Source organism: Pseudoalteromonas sp. P1-13-1a, from assembly GCF_001401875.1.
Lineage (GTDB): Bacteria > Pseudomonadota > Gammaproteobacteria > Enterobacterales > Alteromonadaceae > Pseudoalteromonas.
The window spans coordinates 274,906-299,560 of record NZ_LKDV01000002.1 but is presented as its reverse complement, the minus strand read 5'-3'; the positions used below and the strand labels follow the sequence as shown (position 1 = coordinate 299,560).

The window sequence follows — 24,655 nt, the reverse complement described above, 5'->3', positions numbered from 1 at the left end:
GCGTTAATTAAATTGAATGAGATAAACAAATGGCTGGATTTTGGAACTACCGTGTAATTTTTTGTGAAGCAACGAAAGACGAAGCAGCGCAATACCAAATACACGAAGTAGAATATAACTTAAATGGCAAAGTAACTAATTGGTCAGAAACAGGCGCAGCGCCTTTTGGTACAACATTAGATGAGCTAGCAGCTGATGCTGATCGTTTAAAAACGGCGCTAGAAAAACCAGTGCTTAAGGTTGTACGCAAAGCCCGAGGCTACGAACTGGTTGATGTTGAAACCGGTGAGGAAGCATTTGCTGAGCCACCTGCTGGCTTAACAGCATAATATTATAAAGGCGCCTAGGCGCCTTTTTTAACGTTAAAATTTAAGGAATGAGGATGAGCTTAAACGCAGTATTGTTTGATATGGATGGCACGCTAGTTGACTCTGAAAGCATGCACTTTGCGTGTTGGAGCCAGCTGCTTGCACCCTACAATGTAAGTTATAACGAAGTGGAGTTTTGTCAGCGCTTTTCAGGGCGCCCAACGTTAGAAGCTGCAATTGATATTAAAAATGAGCATAATTTAAACGTCAGCGCACAGTTTTTAGCAGATGAAAAATATCGATTATTTGGTGAATACGTAAAAACTAATTTACCGCCTGTTATGCCTTTTACTGAGCAAACTTTACACGCTGTTAAAAACTGTGGGCTAAAAATGGGATTAGTTACCGGTAGTGCTCGCAGCGAAGCCATACCTATTTTAAAAGGGCTAGGTTTTTATGAGTTATTTGATACGGTAGTGACAAAAGATGATGTAGCAAATCCAAAGCCTGCAGGCGATCCTTACCTTTTAGCGCTTGAACACATACATGTAGCCCCAGAGCATGCAATTGCAGTAGAAGACACCTATACGGGCGTTTGCGCTGCAAGTAATGCACAGGTTAGTGTTGTTGCCATTGCAAATCATCACACAGTTGACCATGACTTTACTAAGGCGACCTATAAAATGGCTGACCTAGGTGAGTTTTGGCAGTGGGTAGAATCTCAACTATAGTTAAAGCCTTATTTTATTTGCAGGGATGCAGTAATGGCTCAGCTAAAGTACTTACTTTTAATTGTTATTTTAATAGGTTCATCGCTTACGTTTGCGGCGCAGCCTCAAGTGTTATTGGCAAAAGTATATGATGAATCTAAGCATGGTGATATTAGTGAATACCTCGTTAGTGAAAAATTCGATGGTGTAAGAGCAATATGGACGGGTGATAAGTTTATTACCCGCAGAGGAAATGCGATTAATGCCCCGAGTTGGTTTACGGCGCCTTTACCCGATGTTTGGTTAGATGGAGAGTTGTGGATAGCACGGGCTCAATTTTCTTTGGTCAGTGGGGTTGTAAGAACTAAGCATCCCCGTAATTCAGATTGGCAGGCTATACGCTTTCAAATATTTGATATGCCAGATGCAACCCTTCCTTTTAGTACGCGTTATAAAAACTACCAAGCCTTGGTAAAACAAATCAATAAGCAGCATATAACTGCAGTTAAGCAACACCGCTTTACCAGCACAGCCCAACTAACAGAGTACTTTGAAGATTTAACTAAGCAAGGGGCTGAAGGGGTGATGCTGCATTTAGCCAATGCTAAATATAAAAGCGGACGCAGTAATACATTATTAAAATTAAAGCCCTACCTAGATGCTGAAGCAGTTGTTATTGCACATTTACCCGGTAAAGGAAAATACACCGGTATGTTAGGTGCATTAAAAGTAAAAACGCCCCACGGGCAAATATTTAAAATAGGCACGGGCTTTAGTAACAAACAGCGCCAAACACCGCCGGCTATAGGTAGCACGGTAACATATCGGTACCACGGTTTAACAAAACATGGTTTACCACGTTTTGCGAGCTTTTTAAGGGTAAGGGAGGGTCATTAGCGTTTATAACTTTGGCAAAGTATGCTAAATTGCGCGGCCTTTTTCTAATGTATGGTGAAGTATGTTTGTAGGTTTTGATTACGGTAGTTCTAATTGTGCCATGGGAGTTATGGAGCAAAAGGAAGTACAGTTAGTGCCACTTGAGCAAGGAAAACATTATTTACCTTCTACTCTTTATACGCACCATAGCGCATTAGTTGTCGACTTTGTGGCAAAGCATGTAAAAGGCACAGCACACGAGCATGACTTTTTAACGCAGCGCCAAGCTTTATTAAATACACTCCCGCGTATTAAGTCAGACCTGGATTTACAACCTACAGATGAAACGCTTTTTATTGGCCGTGAAGCTATTCGTGAATATGTGCAGTTTCCTGAAGAAGGCTATTTTGTTAAATCTCCTAAATCATTTTTTGGTGCCACAGGATTAAAGCAAGGGCAAATTAATTTTTTTGAAGACATTGCAACCGCAATGATTTTAAAAATAAAGCAACGCGCCGAGCTTTCGCTTGATAAAGCACTTACCCAAACAGTTATTGGGCGTCCTGTTAACTTTCAGGCCGTTGGCGGTGAGCAGTCAAACCAGCAAGCGCTTGGTATTTTAGAGCGAGCTGCAAAACGCGCAGGCTTTAAAGATGTTGATTTTTTATATGAGCCGCTTGCAGCCGGAGTTGATTACGAAAGTGGTTTGACTGAAGATCAAAAAGTATTAGTTATAGATATTGGCGGTGGTACCAGCGACTGCTCGTTTGTACAAATGGGGCCAAGCTTTAAAGGTAAAAGTGAACGCGATAATGACTTTTTAGCGCACAGCGGTAAACGTGTTGGCGGAAATGACTTAGATATAGCCCTTAGTTTTCATGGCTTAATGCCTTTGCTTGGTTTGGGCAGTACCTTTAAATCGGGCTTACCTTTACCAAACCAACCCTTTTGGCAAGCGTGTAAAATTAACGATGTAAATTTACAAAGCCAGTTTTACAGTGAAAGCCACTACAGAGAACTCACCGCACAATTACGCGATGTAAGTGCGCCTGCGCTTTACAAACGCTTAATACAATTACAGCAAAATAAGCAAGGTCATCAACTAGTTCAACAAGGTGAGGCGGCTAAAATAGCACTTTCAACTGCAAGTACATTTGATTGCAACCTACATTTTTTAGATAGTGATCTTAATAAAAACCTATCGGTTAGTGATTTAGCGGTTGCAGTAGAAAGCAGTATTAGTCAAATAGTTACGCTTGCCAAACAAGCAATTACCGATGCAGCCACCACCCCAGATGTTATTTATTTAACGGGCGGAAGTGCGCAGTCACCGCTTATTAAAGCGGCGTTAAGTGAGCATTTAGGTGATATAAAAATGGTGAACGGAGATCACTTTGGTAGTGTTACAGCTGGCCTAACAAAATGGGCCAGCATGCTTTATAAGTAACCTAAAAAACTTTAAAGATTGATTTGCCGGGTTGCGAGATACTTTTCGTAATCCGGCAAAGTACGTTCCAGCTCTGTATCCATAAGTGGTGAGCTCAAAAGCATATCGGCACTGACTTCATTACAGGCCACGGGAATATTCCAAACAGCGGCTAAACGAAGAAGTGCCTTCACGTCCGGATCATGTGGCTGCGAGGCCAATGGGTCCCAGAAAAACACCAATACATGAATTTCATGTTCGGCAATTTTTGCGCCTAACTGCTGATCGCCTCCCATCGGGCCACTTAATAATTGAACAACTTCAAGCCCTGTTGTTTTTTCAATCAGATGCCCTGTAGTGCCTGTGCCATAAAGCGTGTGTTTGCTAAGCGTATTTTTGTGTTTTTCACACCATAGTTTTAGCGCGGCTTTTTTTCCATCATGAGCAACTAAGGCAATATTTTTATTGGCTGGTAACGACTGTTTTTTTTGTTCCATGCTGCGTCTTATTATTTGTGAATAAATACTACTTACTTGTAACTAGTATAATAAATTTATGGCAAGCGCAATAAACACTATACCGGTGACTCTATCAATCCACAGCTGACTGTGTGGATTACTTCTAAAAAACTGGGCAATTTTATCGCCAAAATAAATATACGTGCAGTCAATCGGAAAAGCAAAAATAGGGTAGAGCAAACCAAAAAAAGCCAGCTGAAAAGTCGCTGATGATAAAGTTGGATCTACAAATTGTGGTATAAACGCAATAAAAAACAACGCCACTTTAGGGTTTAGCACCTCGGTCATCATGGCTTGAAACATTACATTTGATTTTTTACTCGTACTAATGTGCGGTTTGTCTTCGCTTGTACTGTCCTCTGAAGTGTCGGGGGTCTTTAATGTGCCCTTTATCATCATAAGCCCTAAGTAACATAAATAGGCGGCCCCTGCATATTGCACTGCACTATAAGCGGTAGGGGAGGCTTTTAGTACCGCGCTTAGGCCAATTACGGCAAAAAAGGTATGTATTACCCCACCTAAAGCAAAGCCAAATGCGCTTTGCATGCCTGCTGTTCTGCCATTGGCAAATGTTTGCGCCATTAAAAATGCGTTTGATGGCCCAGGGGCCACCGCCATTAAAAAGCTCGCCAATAAAAATGATGCTAAAAAATCAGGGTTGATCATGTATTAACCGGGTGCAATGTATGGGCTTTTTTACTCATTAAAATTAGCCAAAGTGGCGTCAGTAATAATAAGTGAAATGCAATTAGCCAAGGTGTGCTAAGGCCTAAATATTGCGTCAAAAATACAAGTAAGCTAGCGCCACTCATTTGCATAGCTCCAATTAATGCTGAGGCAGTACCCGCTTGCTTAGGGAAGCGCGATAATGCCATACCAGCTGCAGAGCCTAAGCTCAAAGCAAAACCAAGTGCGGCTATTAAAATAGGCAGCATAAGCGCAATGGCCGACTCGATATGGCTAAGCGCAATCATTAATATACCTGAGCCTACTAACACAGTAACACCTACACGCAGGGCTTTTTGACTATTGCGCTTAATGTAAATGGGGGTAGTAAAGCTGGCTACGATGCTTAAAATTGCATTGAGCGTAAACCAAAAAGTAAAGTCGGCCACAGTGCCACCTAGGTGTGTAATAATCCACCCCGGTGCTAAGGTAACAAACACAAGGATTGCGGACATCGCAACCATACACAGCAAGCTATTAAATAAAAATATGGGAGTGGTTATTATTGGAACAAAGCGACGTAGGTCTAAAATGTGCCCTTGATAGTGACTATCTGCTGGGCGAGTTTCCCTAAATAAGGTGAGCGTAATTACCAACCCCGTTAAGGCAAATAAAGTTAAAAACATAAAGTTCATACGCCAGCCAAATTGCACGGTAAGCCAAGCACCTAAAATAGGTGCAAGCGCAGGAATAAAGCACACAATTCCATTTAAATAGGTGATCATTTGCCCACTACGTTCGCTGCCATACTTATCACGTACGATAGCAAAGGCAACAACAAACGTAGCACATGCACCTAAGCCTTGTAGAGCGCGTGCACACATTAATACAGCAAAAGAGGGCGCCATATAGGCGAGTAAAGCTGAGCCTGCATATAAACTAACACCAACAACCGCTACTGGTTTTCGGCCAAACTTATCGGCAAGTGGCCCCGCAATTAATTGCCCTAAACCCACAGTAAGCATAAAAATAGCTACCGTTTGCTGAACTTGTTGTTCAGTTACATTAAATTGCTTGGCAATAGTTGGAAAAGCGGGCAGATATATATCAATAGCCATAGGGCAAAAGATTACGAGTAACGCTAAGATGAGTAATAAAATTAAGTTAGGTTTAGCGGGCTGTGTTTGCATTAGGTCTCCTTTTGCTGGCTATTTTAGGGGTCCGCTTATAAAAAAGAAAGGACTTATGAGTGAGCCACACTTCATTGTGATAAATATTTCATGACATAAGGATTAACAGCACGATGAATTGCACTTTTTTTAACTGGTCTGATGTGTTAGTTTGGATTTATAAACACAAGATGGGAAATAACAATGAGTAATAAATCTGCCCTTTTAAAAACGTGGCATAAATTTAAACGCTTACCTTTTGGCAATTGGTTGTTTAGTAAAGCTGTTTGTATTAAAGCCCCTTATTTTGGCTCAATGAAACCGTATGTGCTCGATTTAAGAGAAGGGCACTGCAGTGCTGTGGTAAAAAATCGACGAAGCGTACATAACCATATTGGGACTATTCATGCTATTGCACAATGTAACTTAGCAGAGCTGTGCGCTGGTGTAATGGTAGATGCGACCGTGCCTTATAAAACGCATCGCTGGATCCCTAAAGGAATGACGGTGCAATATTTAGCTAAAGTTGATACCGATGTAACGGCTATTGCAGAAATTGACTTGCCACGCCAATGGGTAGATAAAGAGGATTTAGTGGTGCCGGTCAAGCTTTTTAATACCCGCAATGAACTGGTGTTCACTGCCGATATTACAATGTACATAACCGAAAAAAAGCAATGAGTGCTTAATTAGATTTAGCTTTATCAGCGGCTTGTTTATTTACAAACGATAAGTCGCTGTCAGCCCCATCAAGCAAAGTTTTTACTTCTTTTGCGGGCTTTAACTCTTCGCTAATAAGTTCCGGTTCTTCTTTTTCAAAGCGTTGTTTTAAGCTGCCTTCAATAATGGCTCCTGCGTCAATACTGAGGGTGTCGTGAAAAACATCGCCATGCACGTGAGCACTGCTTTGAATATTCACTTCACTGGCATTAAGAGAGCCAATAATTTTGCCCTTTACAACGACGCTTTTAGCCTCAACCACACCTTCAACAATGCCGGTAGAGCCAATTACCAGGTGCTCTGCTTTTATATCCCCATCAATGCGGCCATCTAGCTGTACTTCGCCTTGGCTGGTAAGTGTGCCAGTTAAGCGCACATCTTCAGAAATAATAGAAGGGGTGTGATTTACTCTTTTTAAAGTAGCCTGGCTACTTGATTGCTTTTTTTTACCGAACACGAGAAAGCGCCTTTGTTATTTTTAGAGGATTGACATGTTTGCCATCGAGTAACACTTCATAGTGTAAGTGGGTGCTGGTACTTCTGCCAGTGCTACCCATTAATCCAATTACCTCATTTTTAGCGATTGTTTGGCCTTTTTTTACTTTAATCTTATTTAAGTGGCCAAAACGAGTTATCAAGCCATTTTTATGCTCTAGCTCGATAAAGTTACCATAGCCGCCGTTTCTGCCAGCGCGAAGCACAACAGCATCGGCAGGGGCAAAAATTTCGGTTTTGTGCCAGCCGGCTAAATCAACACCTTTGTGAAAAGCTCGGCGGTTGTTCATTGGATCTTTTCGAAGACCAAAGTTGCTCGAAATATAGTATTTAGCCGCAGGTAAGGGCAGCGAGTTAGGCAGCTCGGTTAAAAAGTTTTCAAGGTTGTTGAGTAATAAAAGCTTATCAACAATGACTAAAAACGGCTTTGGTATTTTAGTTTCATCAAATACATCTAACGGCCCACCTTGTGCGCTGTTTTGGTAGGCCAGCGCTAAATGTTGTTCAAGAGCGGATTCTAACCCAGCCCCTTTTAACATCGCTAAAATTGCATCATGGCGCTTATTTATTTGTGCATCGATACGCGCAAAATTATGCTCATAGTGTTTATTTAAGCGCTCATATCGTGCAGCAAAAGTTATTGGCGTTAATAGGTTTGCGTGTTTGTTTTTTTGTTCTTCATCAACAAGCGGCTCATGAAACTCGCCTTTGTCTTCATTTATAGGCGATTCAAGTTGCTCTTCTAGTTTTATAGTATCTTTGCTTATAGATGCGGGGAGAGATTCAATCATACCTTGTAAAAGCGCTTGCTTTTGCTCAAGGACGGCAAGTTGCTCTAACTGCTTAGCGTGCAGCGCCTTTTGTTCACGAACCTGTTTTTGCCAAACTTGTTGCTTATCAATTTGGCTTTGTTCAATGTGTGTTATTTTATTTGTTTGGCTATAAACACGAAAACTAGATATACCCACCCAAATAATAGTGCCTAAAATAAGTAGTACTGTAAAAAGCTGAAACCAAGGCGCCAAAACAACATGCTTAACTTCGCCATTTTGACGAATAAGTAACTGACGGGCTGGAAAAATTTTTTGGTAAAAAGACTTAATAAATACTGACATGACACATAAATACTCGCTATTAACCGGATTAATGTATCAATTTCAGTTTAAAAAGCCAGAAAAAATTTGTAACTGTTCAAAAATTAATAAAAAAGGGCTGCTATTAATAGCAGCCCTTTTTATAATTTGACGCAAATTAGCTAGCTTGTTGCTCATCGTTATTTTTTATTGATGCTACGTTGTCGGCTTTTTTAGCTTTAGCTGCGCCTTTTGTTGAGGGCTCTTTTGCACCTTTTAGCACTGCCATAAAGTCATCTTTACTCTTTGCAATTTCAAGCGCGAGCGATTCTACTTGTTGCTCGCTTAAAGGCACATCTACTTTTTCCAGCATTACTTCAAGCGATTCTGCTATATCGAGCATTTTGTCATAGGCATCCGCTTCTTTTTTAGTAGTAAACGTCATTCGCTCAACTCCGTTTCGTTCTACAACATATTTAACAACAACAGCCATGATCTCTCCTGCTTGATTGCGTGGTAATGTGGTTACTGACTTGTAGGTCACTGTTTTTATATACAGTAAATGTTTGCGAAATAAATTGCAAGTATTCACGACATTTTAGATTGTCATAGATTTGACAAAAAAGCGTAACTTTACTTTATTTAGATAATCACTTTGTTGTACCAGCTGCATTTTAGGTTTTCGGATTTAGGTGATTATGCACTGGAAATAATATAAGTGATGCAAGTCGATCCTTATTTTAGATTATTTCCTCTAATAAAAATTAAGCCCTTGCTTAAAGCCAAATTAGCCGTTTAACCATAACGCTTTGGCATAAACAAAAATAAGGAATAACAAATGAAAAATCTTTTAACGCTACTTATTATTAGCTTTCTAGGTTTTAGCGCGCTCACCTACGCTAACCCTGTGGTTGATAAGCCTATGGCCGAAATGCAACAACCCCCCGTTATTAACATTAATAGTGCCGATTCAGAAATGCTATCAACGCTTCCCGGTATTGGTAAGAAAAAAGCGCAGGCTATTGTTGATTACAGAGCCGAAAATGGTGAGTTTACTGAGCTAAGTGATTTAGCTAACGTAAAAGGAATAGGCAAAAAGTTGGTAGCTAAATTAGAAGGAAAAGTATCTCTATAGGTTAGGCAGGGCGCTAAGCGCCCTGTGAATATTGCTCAAGTGCTTTTGTTAAATACTTTTTAGCAAAGTTTATTTCAATCGGTGTTGTTAAAAGCGGGTAACACAGTCCCCCTAAAATTAAGAAGGGGAGGAGTTCCCATCCTTTAAAAACAGTAAATAATAAAAATAATGGGCTGAGCAATAGCAGCTTTACTATTCTCAATAACACTCTATCGGTTGCGGGGAGCATACTTAGTGCAATCGCAACAACGGCTTGTCGCTGTCTCACTTTAAGGTGCTTTAATTCAGGCAGCTGACTGGAAAAAAATGTAAACATATTAAATAGACTTTTTAGTAAGTAAGCGAGTGATAACAAGTACAAAAAGCGTGATAGTAAATAACGCAAAAAGAATTTCCATCCACGCTGGCATACTTAATCCTGCAAATTGCCAATCAATATTTCCGCAATCCCCAGTGGCTTGAAAAAAACTAGGGATCCATTCATGCAGTGGCATAAAAGCTGGGAAGTTAGGCTCAAATTCACAGCTAAACGCAAAGGGATCGGTGGTTGTTTGCATTTCTATGTGTTCCCGCGCAATAAAGTAGCCCCATACGCTTGATATACCCCACACTAAATAAGCAATAGTACGTACTAGTTTACTCTGCGGTTTAGTTGCGCCAATAATACCCGCCCCTAATAACCCTAATACCGCAGTTCGCTGGTAAATACACATAATGCATGGTGCCAGGCCCATTTGATATTGAAAAAACAGTGCGGTGACTTCTAATAAAAATACAATACCTGTAAATAGTAGCCATGGAGTGCGTTTAGTAGGGAGGTGTGCTAGCCAGTTCATAAAAAATCCGCATTGAATTAAGACGTTGAATTATGTACTAGGATAAAGTAACGAGCAACAAAAAGGGTAAAAAAGCTACCGAAAGGGCATTTTTTAAGATGAAATTAATAAGAAGTTATTGCCAATTCTATTGAGATAAAGGTTATTTTGCTAAATAAAACATCTAAGAAAAGTAAAAGGCTTATTTAAACGTTACAGTTTACATGCTTGAATGTACTTGCATACAAGGTGCTGCGCACTTGAGCTTTTGTAGTAACGTAATGGTGAAGTATTACAGTAATAGTATTACATAGATGCAAGTGATGAGATTAACGCAGCAGTTATAGAGCCCACTAAGTTACAAACCTCCCGGCGCGATTTAATCCCCCCTAGATTGAACAAATTCAATTCAAAAAGATCAACACGCTTTAATGTACCTACTATGAATAGGGTAAATTTATATAGCAAATTTGGCCAAATTTAAGCATGTTGAATTTTACAATTTATTATTACGAAATTTTCAGCTGATGGTTGACACTTATATCAACGAGTTTACTTGTTAGTTATATTTCATCTGGTACAATCTGTCAGTTATTCGTATAAAACGATGTGTTGTGATTAATTCGAGTGGGAATTGAATGAGAATTTTTAAAGCTAAAAGCCCAGCAGGATTTGCTGAAGAGTATATAGTTGAATCTATCTGGAACGGCGATTTCCCTCCAGGTTCAATTCTACCTGCAGAGCGTGAGCTTTCTGAGTTAATTGGTGTAACCAGAACAACCTTACGTGAAGTACTGCAACGCTTAGCCCGTGACGGTTGGTTAACGATTCAGCACGGTAAGCCTACAAGAGTAAATAACTTTTGGGAAACATCAGGGCTGAATATACTTGAGACTCTAGCGCGTTTAGATGAAGACAAAATGCCTGAGCTAACAGATCAGTTACTATCTGCACGCACCAATATTAGTGCTATTTATACTCGTGCAGCTATTAAATATAACCCTGAGCGTGTTATTGAAATTTTATCTAAAAGCGATGAGCTCGAAGACACAGCACAAGCTTTTGCTGATTACGATTATAAAGTTCACCACGAATTAGCTGTTGCGGGTAATAACCGCATTTACGTACTTATACTTAACGGTTTTAGAGGGTTTTACTTTAAAATTGGTTGTCATTATTTTTCAGACGCAGGCACTCGCCAGTTAGCACGCCAATTTTATAAAGACCTAACCGTATTGGCTGAAAAACGTGAGCACGATGGTGCGATTTCGATGATGCGTAAGTTTGGCCATCAAACGGGTGAAATTTGGCAAAATATTAAGGGCGATATGCCTTCCGATATCATGGATTAAATACTTTTTAAAACCTGCAGATGCAGGTTTTTTTATAGCCGTAATAAAGTTTTAATATCTGTTCGGTATTTTCGATTGTATACATCGCTAAATACGATTGTTCTTTTTTCCTTATTAAATTTAAAATGCCATGTAATTATGTGTTGGCGCTATTGTTTTTTAATTTTTAGCGCCCATATAAGTATCAGCATTGCGTATGCAATCGACAACAAACTCAAAATATTTGGAGAATAAAATGGGTGTATTAGTAGGCCGCCAGGCACCAGACTTTACCGCTGCAGCTGTTCTAGGTAATGGTGAAATTGTAGATAGCTATAACCTTCATGAAACAATTAAAGGTAAAAAAGCAGTAATCTTCTTTTACCCACTAGATTTCACGTTTGTATGTCCTTCAGAACTTATCGCATTTGATAAGCGTTATGAAGAATTCCAAAAGCGTGGCGTAGAAGTAATTGGTGTTTCTATCGATTCACAGTTCTCACACAACGCATGGCGTAACACGCCTGTAGCAGACGGCGGTATTGGTAAAGTTAAATACGCACTAGTTGCAGACGTTAAGCACGAAATTTGTAAAGCGTACGACGTTGAGCACCCAGAAGCGGGCGTTGCATTTCGTGGCTCTTTCCTAATCGATGAAGAAGGTAACGTACGTCACCAAGTAGTGAACGACTTACCACTTGGCCGTAACATCGACGAAATGATTCGTATGGTTGACGCACTAGCATTCCACAGCGAAAACGGCGAAGTATGCCCAGCTGGTTGGGAAGAAGGTAAAAAAGGTATGGACGCAAGCCCTGAAGGTGTTGCTAAATTCCTATCTGAAAACGAAGGCGAGCTATAATCTAGCCCTACGTTTTTAATAAAAAACCGCCAATTGGCGGTTTTTTTGTTTTTAGTATGCCCATTTAATAATGGGCTATATTAAATTAAAACGAGAAGGTTACTTTAGTGTAGAAGTAACGACCACGTGGGTTGTGTACTCCCGACGCATAACCGTAGAGATCCGAATCGCCATCACCAATGGCAAATGGTGGCTCTTCGTCAAACACGTTATTTACACCCAGCGACACTTTCGTTGCATCACTTACACGGTAAGATGTTTGTAAATCTACCAGTGCTTGCGAGTCAACCATTCGTGATGTATTACTATCAAAGTCTAAGTTACCGTCAAAGTCTATATCTGGGGTATCTTCAAACTCGCCTACATAGCTAATATTTACGTTGGTATTAAATTGGCCAATTTCCCAGTTAGTAGAGAAAATCCAACGGTGCTCTGGATAATAGTATTCACCCGTGTAATCACGACCATCTTTTTCAAACTTGTTCTGGTATGCCCATTCTAAGTTAAATTTAAGTAAGCCTAAATCATCCAATGAGTGGTTGTAATTTGCTGATAAATCAACACCAGACACTTCTTGCGAAGAGACGTTTTCAAAGGTGCTGTATATTTTTTGAATAGTCCCTAAGCTATTACCGCCACTAGGGGCTAAGCGTACACATACAGTGCTATTTTGGTTATTACACTCAGAGTTATAAATTGGGCCAAATTCTTGCTCATCAATTTTATTATCTTGAGTAATACTCCACACATCTACGCTTAAACCAAACTCAGCAGAAGGGGCCCAAATAAAGCCAACATTCCACGATTCTGACTCTTCGGCTTCTAGGTCAGGGTTACCAGCAAATTCAATGTTGTAATCTAGCGCGTCACAATCAAGGCCGGTTGCTTCACAGCGGTATGTATCTACAAAAAACTGACTCTCCTGTGATGGACCTAAACCTACTTGTGCAAGCGATGGCGCTCTAAACCCTTGTGCCCACGAACCACGAATGGTTATTTCGTCAGTCGGTGCCCAACGTAAAGCGACTTTAGGGTTTGTTGTATTACCAAAGTCGCTGTAATCATCGTAACGACCAGCTAGTTGTAGCTCTAGGTTTTCAGCAAGTGGGATTGAGAATTCCACATAGGCTGCGTATTGGTCGCGCTCTGCTGCAGCAGACACAGACTCAGTACCAAAAATTAAACCGCGCTGAAATTGGTCATCCGGTGTATCGGTTACATCTTCTTCACGGTATTCAATACCTGCGGCCATCATAACCACATCATCACCAAAGCTAAATGCTTCACCAGAGATGTTAGCGTCGAATGAGGTCATATGAGACTCACCGCGGCGTACTAGGCTTGTGGTAATTCTGTCAATGACTTCAGGGCTGTTATAGGTGCCACCAAATGGGTTGTAGTTACCGGCATCAATCTCTTGTTGTAAAAAGTCGGTGCGTACCCAGCCTTGTGAGCGATCGCCCGTTTGCATTGACTTACTACGGCCTTTTTGAACAGCAGCTTCCCAGCTCCATTCGTTTATTTCACCTCTTAGACCGGCCACAAATCGTAGTGTGTCTGACTCAATATCCCATTGGCGAGCGCCTGCATCCACTGTGCGGTAGCGGCCAATTTGGATATCTTCACCAAACGGATTATTTGGGTGGCTAGCGGGTACAGTTAAACCTGCGTCTTCATCAAGTGGCGTAGGGGCGCCGGCTGCCACAGAGGTATTATGCTGTACTGCCATTTCTAAAAAGCCAGTAATGCCGTTATCAAAATTGTATTCAAATTGAGAAATAGCACCTACGCGCTCAGACTCAGGGGCAATATAACCAAATGGGCCGTAATCAAATAAACAACTGCCGCTTGCTGTTGCGTTTTCTGCGGGACAATCAGGGTCAATTGTTTTTACACCATCAACATAAAAGTAGCCTGGAAAGCCACGAGAAGAGCGAAAGTCTTCGCCGCCATAAGGCGATTGATTAGCGGTGCCTAAACTGCCCATTTCGTCTGATGAAAGCGAAGTGTTTTTAAAGTAGTCAATAATAATTGAGGCGCTACTTTTTTCGCTAGTCGTACCCCATACTAAACTTGCTGTTGTTTCTTCGTAATTAGGGCCATCGGTACCGCCGTAGCCTAAGTTTAGTTCAACGCCATCTATGTCTTTTTTCAAAATAACGTTGACAACGCCCGCTACTGCATCAGAGCCATAAATTGCTGATGCGCCATCTTTTAAAATATCAATGCGTTCAATCGCCGATACCGGAATACTATTAATATCGACAAATGAGTTTGTAATACCTTCGGCAAAGGCACTAATAGCCACACGACGGCCGTTGATCAATACTAAGGTAGCATCAGCACCTAAACCGCGTAGGCTGACCGCCGCAGATCCATTTGCAGTTGAATCTTGATTGTTGCCGCGAGTAGAGAAAGTACCGCTGCCTGCCACTGGCATTCTTTCGAGGAGCTGTTGAAGGTTATCGTAACCCATGTTTTCGATATCTGCTTTGCCAATAGATTGTACAGGCGAAGGTCCTTCGATATCGGTGCGTTTTATGCGCGAACCTGTTACTTCAATGCGTTCTACTTTTTTTGCTTCTTCAGCAGCATAAGCTGTTGTTGTAAAACCTGCTGAGAGTGCGATTGTAGCACCTGCAATTATGCTAGGTGTAAATGCAATTGATTGCTTCATCCTTAAGTCCTTGTTGATATGTTATAAATTTAGTTGCTTAATACCAATTCGCGATAATACTTAATCATTTTGCGGGGCTAAACGTGTCGCTATCTGTGTTAAAAAATTCTCTTTTAGAACAACTAAATAACGAACTTTTTGCCTAGCTATCAACACGTTTTTCCAACCTCAAAATAGAACAATTAATTAAGCGAATTGGTATTACAAGCGCTGATATTAATATCATGTAACTTAAGTGTTATCAATCTTCACCCTTTGCGATTTTAGTATGAGTTTTTGAAGAGTATTGAGGGAAAAATATTCAATAGTAGAAACAAAGAAAAAGGATAGACAAGGCTAAATTACTCGCTTTGCACTATAAATTTTGCACACTAAAATGGGCGTGTATCTAAAGAAGTTAAAAATATAAATAAAATGTAATAATTTATTTATACTACGCACGGGGATGAATTAAATAAAGCTGAGGGTAATTTGATCAGGTTGTTTTAAATTCAACCGATGAGAACTTAAAAAAACGCCTAAATAAATTAGGCGTTGTGCTTATACTTTGTGTTTCATGAGGCGTTCTTTCTCACGCGACCAATCTTTATTTTTGCCATCTTCACGTTTGTCATGCATTTTTTTACCTTTAGCTAAGTGAAACTCAAGTTTCACCCAACATTTTTTCCAATACATGGCGGTGGCAACAAGTGAGTAGCCCTCTCGCTCAGTGGCACCGACTAATCTATCAAGCTCTTTGCGGCTTAATAGTAGCTTACGATAACGCATAGGATCGCAGATAACGTGGGTTGAAGCGCTATTTAAAGGCTGGATTTGACTGCCTAACAAAAAAGCTTCGCCATTTTTAAGATGAATATAAGTTTCTGAGATATTTACCTTACCAGCTCGGATACTTTTTACTTCCCAGCCCTGTAGTTCAACACCTGCTTCAAACTTATCGTGTAAAAAATACTCATGACGCGCTTTTTTGTTAAGCGCGATGGTATTACTGTTCGATTTTGATGATTTTTTCTTAGCCATAGTGCCCTATAATATACGTATTAAGAGATGTTTTACATCGATTTTTTACATGCGCCTTTAAAATAATCAAGTGAACTTAAGACCATGAAAATTTGGGGAAACGCGCAAAGCTTGCTAAAATTCGCCCACACAGTTGGGAGTGAGTATGCCACAAATAGAAAAAAGTGCGCTGGTTATGTACAGCACTAAAGAGATGTTTGACCTAGTTAATGATGTAGAAGCTTATCCGCAGTTTTTACCTAATTGCTCAGACTCTAAAATCGTTTCGCAGCACAATAATAACATGACCGCGAGTTTAGAAATATCTAAGGCCGGTATAAAAAAGTGGTTTACCACTGAAAACACCTTTATAGATGAACAAACTGTTCAATTAAGGCTTGTTGATGGCCCGTTTAAAACATTAAAGGGGCGTTGGCATTTTCAAGCGTTAGATAATAAGGCATGTAAAGTTGAGCTTAAGCTTGAATTTGAATTCTCTAGCAAGCTTATCGAATTGGCGTTTGGTAAAATATTTAATGATGTAGCCAAAAATATGGTTAGTGCATTCACGCAACGTGCAAAAGATGTATACGGAGCAAGATAATGATTAGCGTTGAGATAGTTTTTGCATTACCGACTAAAGCAACCACATTAACGGTGGAAGTAGCGCAAGGAACCACAGCCGAACAAGCTGTTATTCAATCGGGGATCATTGATAAGTGCCCTGAAATAGATCCAACTGCGCTTACACTAGGGGTATGGAATAGAACAGTAAAAGCGCATTACGAATTAAAAGATGGTGACAGAGTTGAAATCTATCGCCCACTTATCGCAGACCCTAAAGATGCTCGAAGAAAGCGTGCAGAAAAAGCAAAAGAGGAAGGTCGAGCAAATAAAATTACCGGTGGTCGTCCTTTATAAAAGTAACCAGTATAGGTATTAAAAAGGTGAGCCATGCTCACCTTTTTAATACCTAAAGCGTTTACTGCTCTAGAGGAGTATCAAAGTTTTCGGGTTGATCATAATCACCCGAAACAGCAACCAGTTTTTCATTTTCAAATTTAATCACCAATTCTTTATGCTGCTCATTATCGCGGCCTTTGTTAAAGCTATACACATAACGCCAGGTGCTATTATCAAAGGCATCCTCTGCAATGGGACGACCTAGTACATAAATAACTTGCTCTCGCGTCATATTTACACGAAGCTTATCTACATCTGATTGCTCTAAAAAGTTACCCTGTGGGATATTGATTCTATATACCCAGCTAGAACAACCTGCTAAAGAACTGAATGTGAGAGCAACGATAAGCCAAAGAGAAAAAGTTTTTAACGACTGCATTGTTAGTTGTGATCCTTATTTTTTATAATCTGCATAATACCGATTAGTCACTGAAGGTAAAACCCTTTTAAGAAATTGTTTTTAGTTACGAGGGTTAGGGCAAGGTTTTGACCACAAACACACACAAAAGTTTAAGTATAAATATAAGCAAAGAACACAAAGTACCCTCAACGTGGTATTTGTATATAGTGCAAACGCGTTTAGGCCACTGGTATACAGGTATAACAACAAATGTTGATAAGCGCATAGCTGCACATCAAGCAGGTAAAGGTGCAAAAAACCTAAAAGGCAAAGGCCCTTTGGTTCTAATTCATCAACAAAAGGTAGGCACAAAGAGTGAAGCCAGTAAGTTAGAGTGGCAAATTAAAAAATTAAGTAGGACTCAAAAAGAGCATTACGTCCAGCATCTAATGATTAAGTAGGGCTGTGGCATTTTTTAATGCATTTAATTTATTACGATAGCGGGCTTTGTCATAATTAAATTCGGCATTTATACCCGCCAAGCGCATATAATGTGTTGCCTGCTTTATATTGCCGGTAAAATAATACGCTCGCGCAAGGCCAAAGTGGCTTTCGTGTAGTTTAGCGTCAATTTTATAAGCGCTTTTAAAATGCTTAATCGCTTGAGAGTAGTTTTTAAGTGCCAGCTCACTATTACCCAGTGATATATGGTAATACGGGTTAGCTTGGCGCTTTTTATTGAGCTGTTTTAGCATTTGTTGGCCCTGTTTAGCGCGGTTACTTAAGGTGTACAGCACTGCGAGATTACCTATGGCAGTGTGGTTATTTTTATCAAGCAATAAAGCATAGTTATAAGCCTGTTCGGCTTCTTTTAAATAATTAAGCTGCCTAAATACAATGCCTAAATTCCCCCAGCCACCGCTGTATAATGGGGCGGCTTCAACTGCGGCACTAAAGTAGCTATAAGCTAAATTATAATTTTTATTTACTAAAGCTAGAGCGCCTTTATTGTTATAAAACATAGCCGTAACAAACTCTTTGCTTAATGGGGTGGTTTTAAATCGTTGTTTTCTTATATTCGGGTCAAAATCTATGGTTAACTGTTTATCACGTTGATAAACCATTGTGGCTGGTATTGTTTGCATAAGCGCATTGTCAATTGATAAGTTAATATGTCCTGTTAGTAAATTAACCCCTTTATTCATTGCCCAATATTCAGGAATATGAACTTTTTGAAAGCGCGCTTTTATGCCTAAATAATCGGCTAAGCTATACGCTAATATCGATAACGACAGGCAATTAGCGTTTAAATTAGCGTAGGTTTGCGATGCACTCAGCGTGGCGCCACTTTGATAAGTTAACGAGCTATCACCGTTTTTTAATAAAAAACTTAAAATACTGTTTGCTAAGTAATGCGCGCTTCGCTTACTGGTTAGGTGGGCATCAAGTTGGGAGGTGATTGTTTTATCGAGCTTAAATATGTCTTGCTCGGTTTCAACGTTAATACGGTTAAAGCTTGGATGGTTTGCAAGGGTCAGCGGAGGCGGTTCACGCACTGTGCTGTTACATGCGCTTAAGTATAAGCAACTACTGAGTAATAATGCGTTAAAACAAGATATGCTCATAAACCACCTCCAACATATTACATCTATAAGTGTAGATGCAATATGCGAAGGTAGTTTATTAAAGTGTTACAAAACGTGTTTAGTAGTGTTTTTCAAAGGTGGCCACGAGTGCATCTAGCGCTTGAGCGCTATTTGCTAAATCGCGAATTGCTTGCTCTGTGTTTATTTGCTCATTCATAGCACGGTCGCTAATTTCACTTATTTGCTCAATATTACGTCCTACATCGGCAACCACGTTACTTTGTTGCTCAGTAGCGGTGGCAATTAAAGTAGCCATATCGTTTATTTGATTTGCTGTTTCGCTTATCGCATCAAGCAGCTCAACAGAGCTCTGCATTGCGCCTACACTTTGTTGGGCCTTTTGTTTTGATTGACTAATATCGCTAACCACATCTTCAGAAATAGTGGTTAACTCTTCAATCATAGACTGAATTTCGGTGGTTGATTGCGAGGTACGATTAGCAAGTGCGCGTACTTCATCGGCCACTACGGCAAAACCTCTACCGTGCTCACCAGCACGAGCCGATTCAATGGCTGCGTTTAAGGCCAGTAAATTAGTTTGCTCTGAAATACCGCGAATAGAATCAACAATACTTGCTATATCAATTGTTTTTTTAGAAAGCAGTGTTACTTGCTCGGTAATACCATCAATGTCAGTGGCAAGCGCTGAAATAGTGGCTTGACTTTGCAGTACTTGCTGATGGCTTTGACTGGTGTTTTCTTGACTGCTTTGAGTGAGCTTGGCTGCATTAGCTGCGCTTTGTGCTATTTCTTGTACGGTGGCGCCCATTTCGTTGATGGCTGCAGCCACCGAAATGGTTTGCTCTTTTTGATTATCAATAGACTGCGAGTTGTTTTTTGCTTGTTCAAATACATGGTTAGAGCTTTGGCGTATTTCGGTACTTTCGTTAGCCACTTGCTTGATGGCAGTTTCAATTTTATCAATAAATTGATTAAAGCCATGGCTTAAATTATTTAGTTCGGGCTGATTAGACTCTGGCAAACGGTAGGCTAAATTAGCATCGCCTGATCCTAAACGTGAGAACAGTTCAGCCATATCAGAAAGCGGCGACGCTAAAGAGCGAGCTAACAAGTAGCTTAGAATACTAGCCACAAGTGCAATAACGAGCGTAAAGGTAAAAATTTGCCACTCCAATGTACTTACAGTTGCAAAAACTTCACTTTTTGGTACTTGAGCTAATACGTATAAGTCGGTATTGGCTATTGGCATTGCAGCTAAGAATGTGGCTTCGTTATTTAGTGTCAATTCTGTAATTGCGAAGCCAGAGGGGTTGAGCAAATTGCTATGTACATTACGGCCATAAAGTGTGTCTATGTTTACTTTAGCCACTTTATTTGCATCTTTATGTAACTGAATTAGGCCGCTTTTATCTGCGATAAATACATAACCTGTTTGCTCAATTTTAAATTGTTGTAATAGCTTTTGCATGTCGGTGATGCTTTTTGCAAGCCCCGCTAATCCAAGGCCATTTGTTTGTTGATGATTTACAAACATTTTTACATCAGTCGGGGATTCTTGATAAATACTGATTGAGTACGGATTATTTGAATTGGTAAAGCCAAAAAACCAACCATCTGCCGCATCGTTTTTAAGTACGCGTAAAAAACCGTCTTGGTTCCAATATTGTGCTGTATCACGGTTGGCCCACGACGCCGTTGCTAAATCAAACTGCTTTGCTACGCGGTTTAATTCTTGGAGCAGTAGTGTGTCGTCTTGGTTATTTGAGCGTGCCCACGCTAAAATAAATTCATTTGATGATAGTTGCTGTGCAGCGCCTAGTAGTTCGTTTATTTCGCCACCAATTTGATTACTAATGCTATGTAATTTGCTGGGTAGCTCCGATTCAATCATACGTTGCTCTATAATATCTTCAGAGCTATATAAAGACGTCAAACCAATTAATGCAGCGACACATATTGCAATGGTACTGCCTAAAATGGTGATTTTTTGAGTGATAGTTAGGTTTTTTATCGTCATATTATTTAACTTTACAACTAGGTAGATAGCCATGTTAGCACATTATTAATTAAGCGCTAATTATTGCAATATATCTAAAAGGGTATACTCGCTTTTTATTATTACTAGCACGAAAAAGCCCACAGCATATGCATGTGGGCTTGGTTTCTAACAAGCGAAACTAGTTATACAATTTTCTTCATTGCTGACATGTAGCCGCGCAGTCTTGCGCCAACAATTTCAACAGGGTGCTCACGTAGTGCCGTGTTAATTTGAATCAATGTTTGGTTATCTACTTGGTTACTTTGCTCATTTAAACCTTTACCAATAACATCGGTGTCGATGTTTTTCATAAAATCGGCCAATAATGGTAAACACGCATGGTTGTATAAGTAACAGCCGTATTCTGCAGTATCAGAAATAGTACGGTTCATTTCGAATAACTTTTTACGTGCTATTGTGTTGGCAATTAACGGTGTTTCGTGTAACGACTCATAATAAGCCGACTCGTCAATAATGCCCGCTGCAGTCATGGTTTCAAATGCAAGCTCAACGCCCGCTTTAACCATAGCAACCATTAAAATACCGTTATCGAAAAACTCTTGCTCAGAGATTTCTACATCACCAGCAGGGGTTTTCTCAAAGTTAGTTTCGGCTGTTTCAGCGCGCCACTTTAGTAGGTTTGCATCATCGTTTGCCCAATCTTCCATCATTACGCGCGAGAAAGTACCGTCGATAATGTCATCTTGGTGCTTGTTATAAAGCGGGCGCATAATAACTTTAAGTTCTTCACTTAGTTCAAATGCTTTTACTTTTGCTGGGTTTGATAAACGGTCAAGCATGTTCGTTACGCCACCGTATTTAAGGGCTTCGGTAATTACTTCCCACCCGTATTGAATTAGTTTTGATGCATAACCTGCATCAATGCCTTTTTCAACCATCTTATCAAAACATAAAATAGAACCCGTTTGTAACATGCCACAAAGAATTGTTTGCTCACCCATTAAGTCTGATTTAACTTCAGCAATGAATGATGATTTAAGTACGCCTGCACGGTGACCACCAGTACCCGCGGCATAGGCTTTAGCCTGCGCTAAACCATGACCTTGTGGGTCGTTTTCAGGGTGTACTGCAATAAGCGTAGGTACACCAAAGCCACGTTTGTATTCTTCGCGTACTTCAGAGCCTGGGCACTTTGGTGCAACCATGATAACAGTAATGTCTTCACGAATTTGCATGCCTTCTTCAACAATATTAAAACCGTGCGAGTAAGCAAGTGTAGAGCCTTGTTTCATTAAAGGCATAATGGCAGTAACAACGGCCGTATGTTGCTTATCAGGAGTTAGGTTTAATACTACGTCAGCACTAGGAATTAGCTCTTCGTATGTACCAACAGTAAAGCCGTTTTCAGATGCGTTTAAGTATGACTGACGACGTTCATCAATTGCTGATTGGCGCAACGTGTATGATACATCTAGACCTGAATCGCGTAAGTTTAAACCTTGGTTAAGACCTTGTGCGCCACACCCAACAATAACTAGCTTTTTACCTTTTAGTGCATCTACACCGTCGGTAAATTCACTTGGGTCCATAAACTCACATTGAGCTAACTGCGCTAACTGCTCGCGTAAAGGTAAAGTGTTAAAATAATTCGCCATGTTAGTGTCCTATAATTCGTGTTTGTTAGATGCAAAGCCTATTTGCTTTGCTTAAACACACCATAAAAAAAAACTTTGCTTGCGTAAAATGATATATTTGCACTAAAGTATTTCAAAAAATGAAACATGGAAGCGGTTATGGATCATAAGCATTTAAATTACTTTTTAGCGTTAGCTAAAACGCTCCATTTTGCCCGCGCGAGCGAGCTCTGTCATATAAGCGCCCCTACATTAAGTCGAAATATTAAGCAGCTTGAAGATGAAGTGGGTGTTGCATTATTCATACGCGATAACAGAAGTGTAAAGTTAACTAAAGAAGGGGAGTCATTTATTGATTACGCCACCTCTACGTTAGCCAATTGGCAGCGCTTTAAAGCGAATGTTAAAGATCCCACTCAGCATATTTACGGCAATGTGAGTATTTATTGCTCTGTCACTGCCTCGTATAGTTTTTTACACCAAATATTAGAGCAACTCCGCGCGCAGCATCAGCATATTGAAATAACGCTAAATACAGGCGATCCAGCGCTGGCAATAAACCGAGTGCTGGATGCTCATGAGTCAATGGCGATTGCTGCACGGCCTAGTAAACTCCCTGCCCAAATTGCATTTGTGAATATAGGCCACTCTCCATTAGTTCTTATAGGCCCTAAAATTCATTGTCCAATCAGTGAAAACATAGCTAAAAATGCCCCTGATATTGATTGGTCAGAATTGGAGTTCATTGTTCCAGAGCAAGGGTTTTCTAGGCAGCGATTAGAGCAATGGTGGCGAAAAAACAATGTACATGGAAAAATTTATGCGCAGGTGGCTGGGCACGAAGCAATGGTGTCTATGGTGAGTTTGGGATTGGGTGTCGCCATGGTTCCTAAAATAGTGCTAGATAATAGTCCACTGCAAGATAAGGTACACGTACTGCCGAGCAAAAATTACCAACCAGAAGGGTTTGATATTGGTTTAGCGGTACTTAAAAAAGAGCTCAACGACCCTGCAATCAGTGCATTATGGAATATTGCGCAAACTTTAGGCGCAAATGTTATTTAATATTTTAACGGTTAATATAATTCAGTAAATAGTATGATTAACAGTTGCGTATGAGTTTACTATTACTTAACATGAAAGCTTAATAATAAAAAATAATGACGCACGAGAGTTTATAATAATTATGGATCATGCTGTATCGCTCGCTCATTCTGCTCAATGTTTAAAAAAAGCAATTCCTTTGATGGTAAAGTACCGGATGCCGGTAACGCCTATCAACTACGCAATTTGGTATTGCTATGTGCAAGGGAGTAAGCCGGCATTAAATGCTGAGCTCGATCACGTCATTGCTGAGCAACAAACATGTACTCAAAATAGGGCGAAAGAAATTTTTGATAAGCATTTAAGCGAAGATGACTTAGTGTTTTTTCAAGAGATGGCTGATCGCTTCCATGGCACTATGCAGCAAGTACAACATGATATAAGCGTAACCCTCGATCATTCTAAAAGCTTTACCACCTCGTTGGTAGATTCTCAAAATGAGCTGGCAAGTTTAGTTAATGTAAATTCATTTAATGAGATACTTGGTTGTGTTGAGCGCTTGACAGATGAGTCAGTGGCTATGCAAGAGTATGCGCGTGAGTTCCAGACTAAGCTTGCTCTAGCTTATAATGAAATTAAAGATTTAAAAGAAGCTTTAAACCTTTCTCAAGAAGCGGCAGATACAGACCCTCTTACAGGCTTTTTTAATCGAAGAAAGTTTGATGATGATATTCAGAAGTTCTGTCAAAACTATTCAGAGCAAGCTGATGACAGCGTTTTGGCGGTACTCATCATGTTTGATATTGATCACTTTAAGCGTTTTAACGACGATTTTGGTCATCAAAAGGGCGATGAAGTACTTAAATTGGTTGCCAAAAAAGTGTCGCAAAATATCAGTGATAGCCTAAATGTTTACCGCTATGGCGGAGAGGAATTTTGTATTACCGGGTATTTTGACAGCATCAACGACATTATGGTGTTTGCTGATAAAATTCGCCTAGATATTGCCTCATTAACTATCCGTAAAAAAGACGATATAAATTCTAAACGTGCAATTTCTGCAAGTTTTGGGCTTGCAATTTTACGGCCCTTTACCAAAGGTTCGGTGCTTATTGAGCGTGCCGACCGTGCTTTGTATATTGCTAAAACCCATGGACGTAACCGTATTGAAATAGCGCCTGATATTTAAATGTTATTTAGGTGTGTAAAATTTGTGAATGATTGTAATCAGGTGGCGCACATTTGTGCTTACCTTGCTAGTATGAGTCACTTACTTATTTTTACTCAC

27 protein-coding genes are annotated in these 24,655 nt (G+C 40.1%); 13 read left to right on the top strand and 14 right to left on the bottom strand.

Features of this window, described 5'->3' with window-relative positions:
* The first annotated feature begins 29 nt into the window (after positions 1-29).
* The 4 genes from AN391_RS03475 (at position 30) to yegD (ending at position 3,341) form a co-directional block, all read left to right on the top strand.
* Positions 30-329: a hypothetical protein gene (locus tag AN391_RS03475; RefSeq protein WP_004587389.1), complete on the top strand. Its 300-nt coding sequence runs from the start codon at positions 30-32 to the stop codon at positions 327-329.
* 53 nt (positions 330-382) lie between these two features.
* A complete protein-coding gene (locus tag AN391_RS03470; protein ID WP_055014096.1) occupies positions 383-1,039 on the top strand; it encodes an HAD family phosphatase in 657 nt (218 codons plus the stop codon).
* A 33-nt stretch (positions 1,040-1,072) separates the two neighbouring features.
* Positions 1,073-1,915: a DNA ligase gene (locus AN391_RS03465; protein WP_055014095.1), complete on the top strand. Its 843-nt coding sequence runs from the start codon at positions 1,073-1,075 to the stop codon at positions 1,913-1,915.
* A gap of 61 nt (positions 1,916-1,976) precedes the next feature.
* On the top strand, positions 1,977-3,341 hold the full coding sequence (gene yegD, locus AN391_RS03460) for a molecular chaperone (protein WP_055014094.1): 1,365 nt from the start codon (positions 1,977-1,979) through the stop codon (positions 3,339-3,341).
* 11 nt (positions 3,342-3,352) lie between these two features.
* On the opposite strand, the gene AN391_RS03455 is transcribed toward yegD, so the two are convergent.
* The 3 genes from AN391_RS03455 to AN391_RS03445 are packed head-to-tail and all read right to left on the bottom strand — an operon-like array spanning position 3,353 to position 5,694.
* Positions 3,353-3,817 (bottom strand): methylglyoxal synthase, encoded by a 465-nt coding sequence (locus tag AN391_RS03455; protein ID WP_055014093.1) that lies wholly within the window; start codon positions 3,815-3,817, stop codon positions 3,353-3,355.
* A gap of 42 nt (positions 3,818-3,859) precedes the next feature.
* A complete protein-coding gene (locus AN391_RS03450; protein WP_055014092.1) occupies positions 3,860-4,504 on the bottom strand; it encodes a LysE family translocator in 645 nt (214 codons plus the stop codon).
* Positions 4,501-5,694, bottom strand: a complete 1,194-nt coding sequence (locus tag AN391_RS03445; protein WP_055014091.1) for a multidrug effflux MFS transporter — start codon at positions 5,692-5,694, stop codon at positions 4,501-4,503. Before AN391_RS03445 ends, AN391_RS03450 begins: the two co-directional genes overlap by 4 nt.
* A 183-nt stretch (positions 5,695-5,877) precedes the next feature.
* On the opposite strand from AN391_RS03445, the gene AN391_RS03440 reads away from it, so the two are divergent.
* Complete coding sequence (locus AN391_RS03440) at positions 5,878-6,354, top strand: hotdog fold domain-containing protein (RefSeq protein WP_055014090.1); 477 nt, start codon at positions 5,878-5,880, stop codon at positions 6,352-6,354.
* A 4-nt stretch (positions 6,355-6,358) separates the two neighbouring features.
* Here AN391_RS03440 and AN391_RS03435 read toward each other — a convergent pair whose 3' ends face one another.
* The 3 genes from AN391_RS03435 to AN391_RS03425 all read right to left on the bottom strand — a co-directional run bounded on the left by AN391_RS03435 (position 6,359) and on the right by AN391_RS03425 (position 8,454).
* On the bottom strand, positions 6,359-6,850 hold the full coding sequence (locus AN391_RS03435) for a polymer-forming cytoskeletal protein (protein ID WP_055014089.1): 492 nt from the start codon (positions 6,848-6,850) through the stop codon (positions 6,359-6,361).
* On the bottom strand, positions 6,840-8,003 hold the full coding sequence (locus AN391_RS03430; RefSeq protein WP_055014088.1) for a M23 family metallopeptidase: 1,164 nt from the start codon (positions 8,001-8,003) through the stop codon (positions 6,840-6,842). The genes AN391_RS03435 and AN391_RS03430 overlap by 11 nt, the downstream gene beginning before the upstream one ends.
* 136 nt (positions 8,004-8,139) lie before the next feature.
* The gene (locus AN391_RS03425) at positions 8,140-8,454 is read right to left on the bottom strand and encodes a YebG family protein (protein WP_055014087.1); all 315 of its coding nucleotides are present in this window, start codon (positions 8,452-8,454) and stop codon (positions 8,140-8,142) included.
* A 345-nt stretch (positions 8,455-8,799) separates the two neighbouring features.
* Between AN391_RS03425 and AN391_RS03420 the strand changes: the two genes are divergently transcribed.
* Complete coding sequence (locus tag AN391_RS03420) at positions 8,800-9,096, top strand: ComEA family DNA-binding protein (protein WP_055014086.1); 297 nt, start codon at positions 8,800-8,802, stop codon at positions 9,094-9,096.
* Between the two features lie 13 nt (positions 9,097-9,109).
* Here the strand turns inward: AN391_RS03420 and AN391_RS03415 are convergent, their stop codons facing one another.
* Both AN391_RS03415 and dsbB read right to left on the bottom strand, forming a co-directional pair.
* A complete protein-coding gene (locus AN391_RS03415) occupies positions 9,110-9,412 on the bottom strand; it encodes a DUF6170 family protein (protein WP_055014085.1) in 303 nt (100 codons plus the stop codon).
* A gap of 1 nt (position 9,413) precedes the next feature.
* Positions 9,414-9,932 carry a disulfide bond formation protein DsbB gene (gene dsbB, locus AN391_RS03410; RefSeq protein ID WP_055014084.1) on the bottom strand — a complete coding sequence of 173 codons (519 nt, stop codon included), beginning with the start codon at positions 9,930-9,932 and terminating at the stop codon, positions 9,414-9,416.
* Between the two features lie 617 nt (positions 9,933-10,549).
* Between dsbB and fadR the strand changes: the two genes are divergently transcribed.
* A complete protein-coding gene (fadR, locus tag AN391_RS03405) occupies positions 10,550-11,263 on the top strand; it encodes a fatty acid metabolism transcriptional regulator FadR (RefSeq protein ID WP_055014083.1) in 714 nt (237 codons plus the stop codon).
* A 235-nt stretch (positions 11,264-11,498) separates the two neighbouring features.
* A complete protein-coding gene (locus tag AN391_RS03400; RefSeq protein WP_055014082.1) occupies positions 11,499-12,104 on the top strand; it encodes a peroxiredoxin in 606 nt (201 codons plus the stop codon).
* Positions 12,105-12,189: 85 nt separating this feature from the next.
* Here the strand turns inward: AN391_RS03400 and AN391_RS03395 are convergent, their stop codons facing one another.
* Both AN391_RS03395 and smpB read right to left on the bottom strand, forming a co-directional pair.
* The gene (locus AN391_RS03395; protein WP_055014081.1) at positions 12,190-14,781 is read right to left on the bottom strand and encodes a TonB-dependent receptor; all 2,592 of its coding nucleotides are present in this window, start codon (positions 14,779-14,781) and stop codon (positions 12,190-12,192) included.
* A 540-nt stretch (positions 14,782-15,321) separates the two neighbouring features.
* Positions 15,322-15,801, bottom strand: a complete 480-nt coding sequence (gene smpB / locus AN391_RS03390) for an SsrA-binding protein SmpB (RefSeq protein ID WP_055014080.1) — start codon at positions 15,799-15,801, stop codon at positions 15,322-15,324.
* Between the two features lie 145 nt (positions 15,802-15,946).
* On the opposite strand from smpB, the gene AN391_RS03385 reads away from it, so the two are divergent.
* Both AN391_RS03385 and AN391_RS03380 read left to right on the top strand, forming a co-directional pair.
* Entirely contained in the window at positions 15,947-16,384 is a 438-nt protein-coding gene (locus AN391_RS03385) for a type II toxin-antitoxin system RatA family toxin (protein WP_055014079.1), read from the top strand.
* Positions 16,384-16,701 (top strand): RnfH family protein, encoded by a 318-nt coding sequence (locus AN391_RS03380; RefSeq protein WP_055014078.1) that lies wholly within the window; start codon positions 16,384-16,386, stop codon positions 16,699-16,701. Before AN391_RS03385 ends, AN391_RS03380 begins: the two co-directional genes overlap by 1 nt.
* A gap of 61 nt (positions 16,702-16,762) precedes the next feature.
* Here the strand turns inward: AN391_RS03380 and AN391_RS03375 are convergent, their stop codons facing one another.
* Complete coding sequence (locus tag AN391_RS03375) at positions 16,763-17,122, bottom strand: outer membrane protein assembly factor BamE (RefSeq protein ID WP_055014077.1); 360 nt, start codon at positions 17,120-17,122, stop codon at positions 16,763-16,765.
* 107 nt (positions 17,123-17,229) lie between these two features.
* On the opposite strand from AN391_RS03375, the gene AN391_RS03370 reads away from it, so the two are divergent.
* The gene (locus AN391_RS03370; RefSeq protein ID WP_055014076.1) at positions 17,230-17,544 is read left to right on the top strand and encodes a GIY-YIG nuclease family protein; all 315 of its coding nucleotides are present in this window, start codon (positions 17,230-17,232) and stop codon (positions 17,542-17,544) included.
* Here AN391_RS03370 and AN391_RS03365 read toward each other — a convergent pair.
* From AN391_RS03365 to ilvC, 3 genes are all read right to left on the bottom strand, one after another.
* Positions 17,530-18,708, bottom strand: a complete 1,179-nt coding sequence (locus AN391_RS03365; protein ID WP_055014075.1) for a tetratricopeptide repeat protein — start codon at positions 18,706-18,708, stop codon at positions 17,530-17,532. The two genes, AN391_RS03370 and AN391_RS03365, sit on opposite strands and share 15 nt — an antisense overlap.
* A gap of 79 nt (positions 18,709-18,787) precedes the next feature.
* The gene (locus AN391_RS03360) at positions 18,788-20,707 is read right to left on the bottom strand and encodes a methyl-accepting chemotaxis protein (RefSeq protein WP_055014134.1); all 1,920 of its coding nucleotides are present in this window, start codon (positions 20,705-20,707) and stop codon (positions 18,788-18,790) included.
* A gap of 164 nt (positions 20,708-20,871) precedes the next feature.
* Positions 20,872-22,344, bottom strand: a complete 1,473-nt coding sequence (gene ilvC / locus AN391_RS03355) for a ketol-acid reductoisomerase (protein WP_055014074.1) — start codon at positions 22,342-22,344, stop codon at positions 20,872-20,874.
* Between the two features lie 138 nt (positions 22,345-22,482).
* Between ilvC and ilvY the strand changes: the two genes are divergently transcribed.
* Both ilvY and AN391_RS03345 read left to right on the top strand, forming a co-directional pair.
* Positions 22,483-23,388, top strand: coding sequence for an HTH-type transcriptional activator IlvY (gene ilvY, locus AN391_RS03350; RefSeq protein ID WP_055014073.1), 906 nt, complete (start codon positions 22,483-22,485; stop codon positions 23,386-23,388).
* A gap of 121 nt (positions 23,389-23,509) precedes the next feature.
* Positions 23,510-24,556: a GGDEF domain-containing protein gene (locus AN391_RS03345; RefSeq protein WP_171037626.1), complete on the top strand. Its 1,047-nt coding sequence runs from the start codon at positions 23,510-23,512 to the stop codon at positions 24,554-24,556.
* The last annotated feature ends 99 nt before the right edge of the window (positions 24,557-24,655 follow it).

Coding starts and splice junctions, on each gene's coding strand:
- AN391_RS03475 (WP_004587389.1), top strand. CDS start 30: ATGGCTGGATTTTGGAACTACCGTGTAATTTTTTGTGAAGCAACGAAA.
- AN391_RS03470 (WP_055014096.1), top strand. CDS start 383: ATGAGCTTAAACGCAGTATTGTTTGATATGGATGGCACGCTAGTTGAC.
- AN391_RS03465 (WP_055014095.1), top strand. CDS start 1,073: ATGGCTCAGCTAAAGTACTTACTTTTAATTGTTATTTTAATAGGTTCA.
- yegD (WP_055014094.1), top strand. CDS start 1,977: ATGTTTGTAGGTTTTGATTACGGTAGTTCTAATTGTGCCATGGGAGTT.
- AN391_RS03455 (WP_055014093.1), bottom strand. CDS start 3,817: ATGGAACAAAAAAAACAGTCGTTACCAGCCAATAAAAATATTGCCTTA.
- AN391_RS03450 (WP_055014092.1), bottom strand. CDS start 4,504: ATGATCAACCCTGATTTTTTAGCATCATTTTTATTGGCGAGCTTTTTA.
- AN391_RS03445 (WP_055014091.1), bottom strand. CDS start 5,694: ATGCAAACACAGCCCGCTAAACCTAACTTAATTTTATTACTCATCTTA.
- AN391_RS03440 (WP_055014090.1), top strand. CDS start 5,878: ATGAGTAATAAATCTGCCCTTTTAAAAACGTGGCATAAATTTAAACGC.
- AN391_RS03430 (WP_055014088.1), bottom strand. CDS start 8,003: ATGTCAGTATTTATTAAGTCTTTTTACCAAAAAATTTTTCCAGCCCGT.
- AN391_RS03425 (WP_055014087.1), bottom strand. CDS start 8,454: ATGGCTGTTGTTGTTAAATATGTTGTAGAACGAAACGGAGTTGAGCGA.
- AN391_RS03420 (WP_055014086.1), top strand. CDS start 8,800: ATGAAAAATCTTTTAACGCTACTTATTATTAGCTTTCTAGGTTTTAGC.
- AN391_RS03415 (WP_055014085.1), bottom strand. CDS start 9,412: ATGTTTACATTTTTTTCCAGTCAGCTGCCTGAATTAAAGCACCTTAAA.
- dsbB (WP_055014084.1), bottom strand. CDS start 9,932: ATGAACTGGCTAGCACACCTCCCTACTAAACGCACTCCATGGCTACTA.
- fadR (WP_055014083.1), top strand. CDS start 10,550: ATGAGAATTTTTAAAGCTAAAAGCCCAGCAGGATTTGCTGAAGAGTAT.
- AN391_RS03400 (WP_055014082.1), top strand. CDS start 11,499: ATGGGTGTATTAGTAGGCCGCCAGGCACCAGACTTTACCGCTGCAGCT.
- AN391_RS03395 (WP_055014081.1), bottom strand. CDS start 14,781: ATGAAGCAATCAATTGCATTTACACCTAGCATAATTGCAGGTGCTACA.
- smpB (WP_055014080.1), bottom strand. CDS start 15,801: ATGGCTAAGAAAAAATCATCAAAATCGAACAGTAATACCATCGCGCTT.
- AN391_RS03385 (WP_055014079.1), top strand. CDS start 15,947: ATGCCACAAATAGAAAAAAGTGCGCTGGTTATGTACAGCACTAAAGAG.
- AN391_RS03380 (WP_055014078.1), top strand. CDS start 16,384: ATGATTAGCGTTGAGATAGTTTTTGCATTACCGACTAAAGCAACCACA.
- AN391_RS03375 (WP_055014077.1), bottom strand. CDS start 17,122: ATGCAGTCGTTAAAAACTTTTTCTCTTTGGCTTATCGTTGCTCTCACA.
- AN391_RS03365 (WP_055014075.1), bottom strand. CDS start 18,708: ATGAGCATATCTTGTTTTAACGCATTATTACTCAGTAGTTGCTTATAC.
- AN391_RS03360 (WP_055014134.1), bottom strand. CDS start 20,707: ATGACGATAAAAAACCTAACTATCACTCAAAAAATCACCATTTTAGGC.
- ilvC (WP_055014074.1), bottom strand. CDS start 22,344: ATGGCGAATTATTTTAACACTTTACCTTTACGCGAGCAGTTAGCGCAG.
- ilvY (WP_055014073.1), top strand. CDS start 22,483: ATGGATCATAAGCATTTAAATTACTTTTTAGCGTTAGCTAAAACGCTC.
- AN391_RS03345 (WP_171037626.1), top strand. CDS start 23,510: ATGGATCATGCTGTATCGCTCGCTCATTCTGCTCAATGTTTAAAAAAA.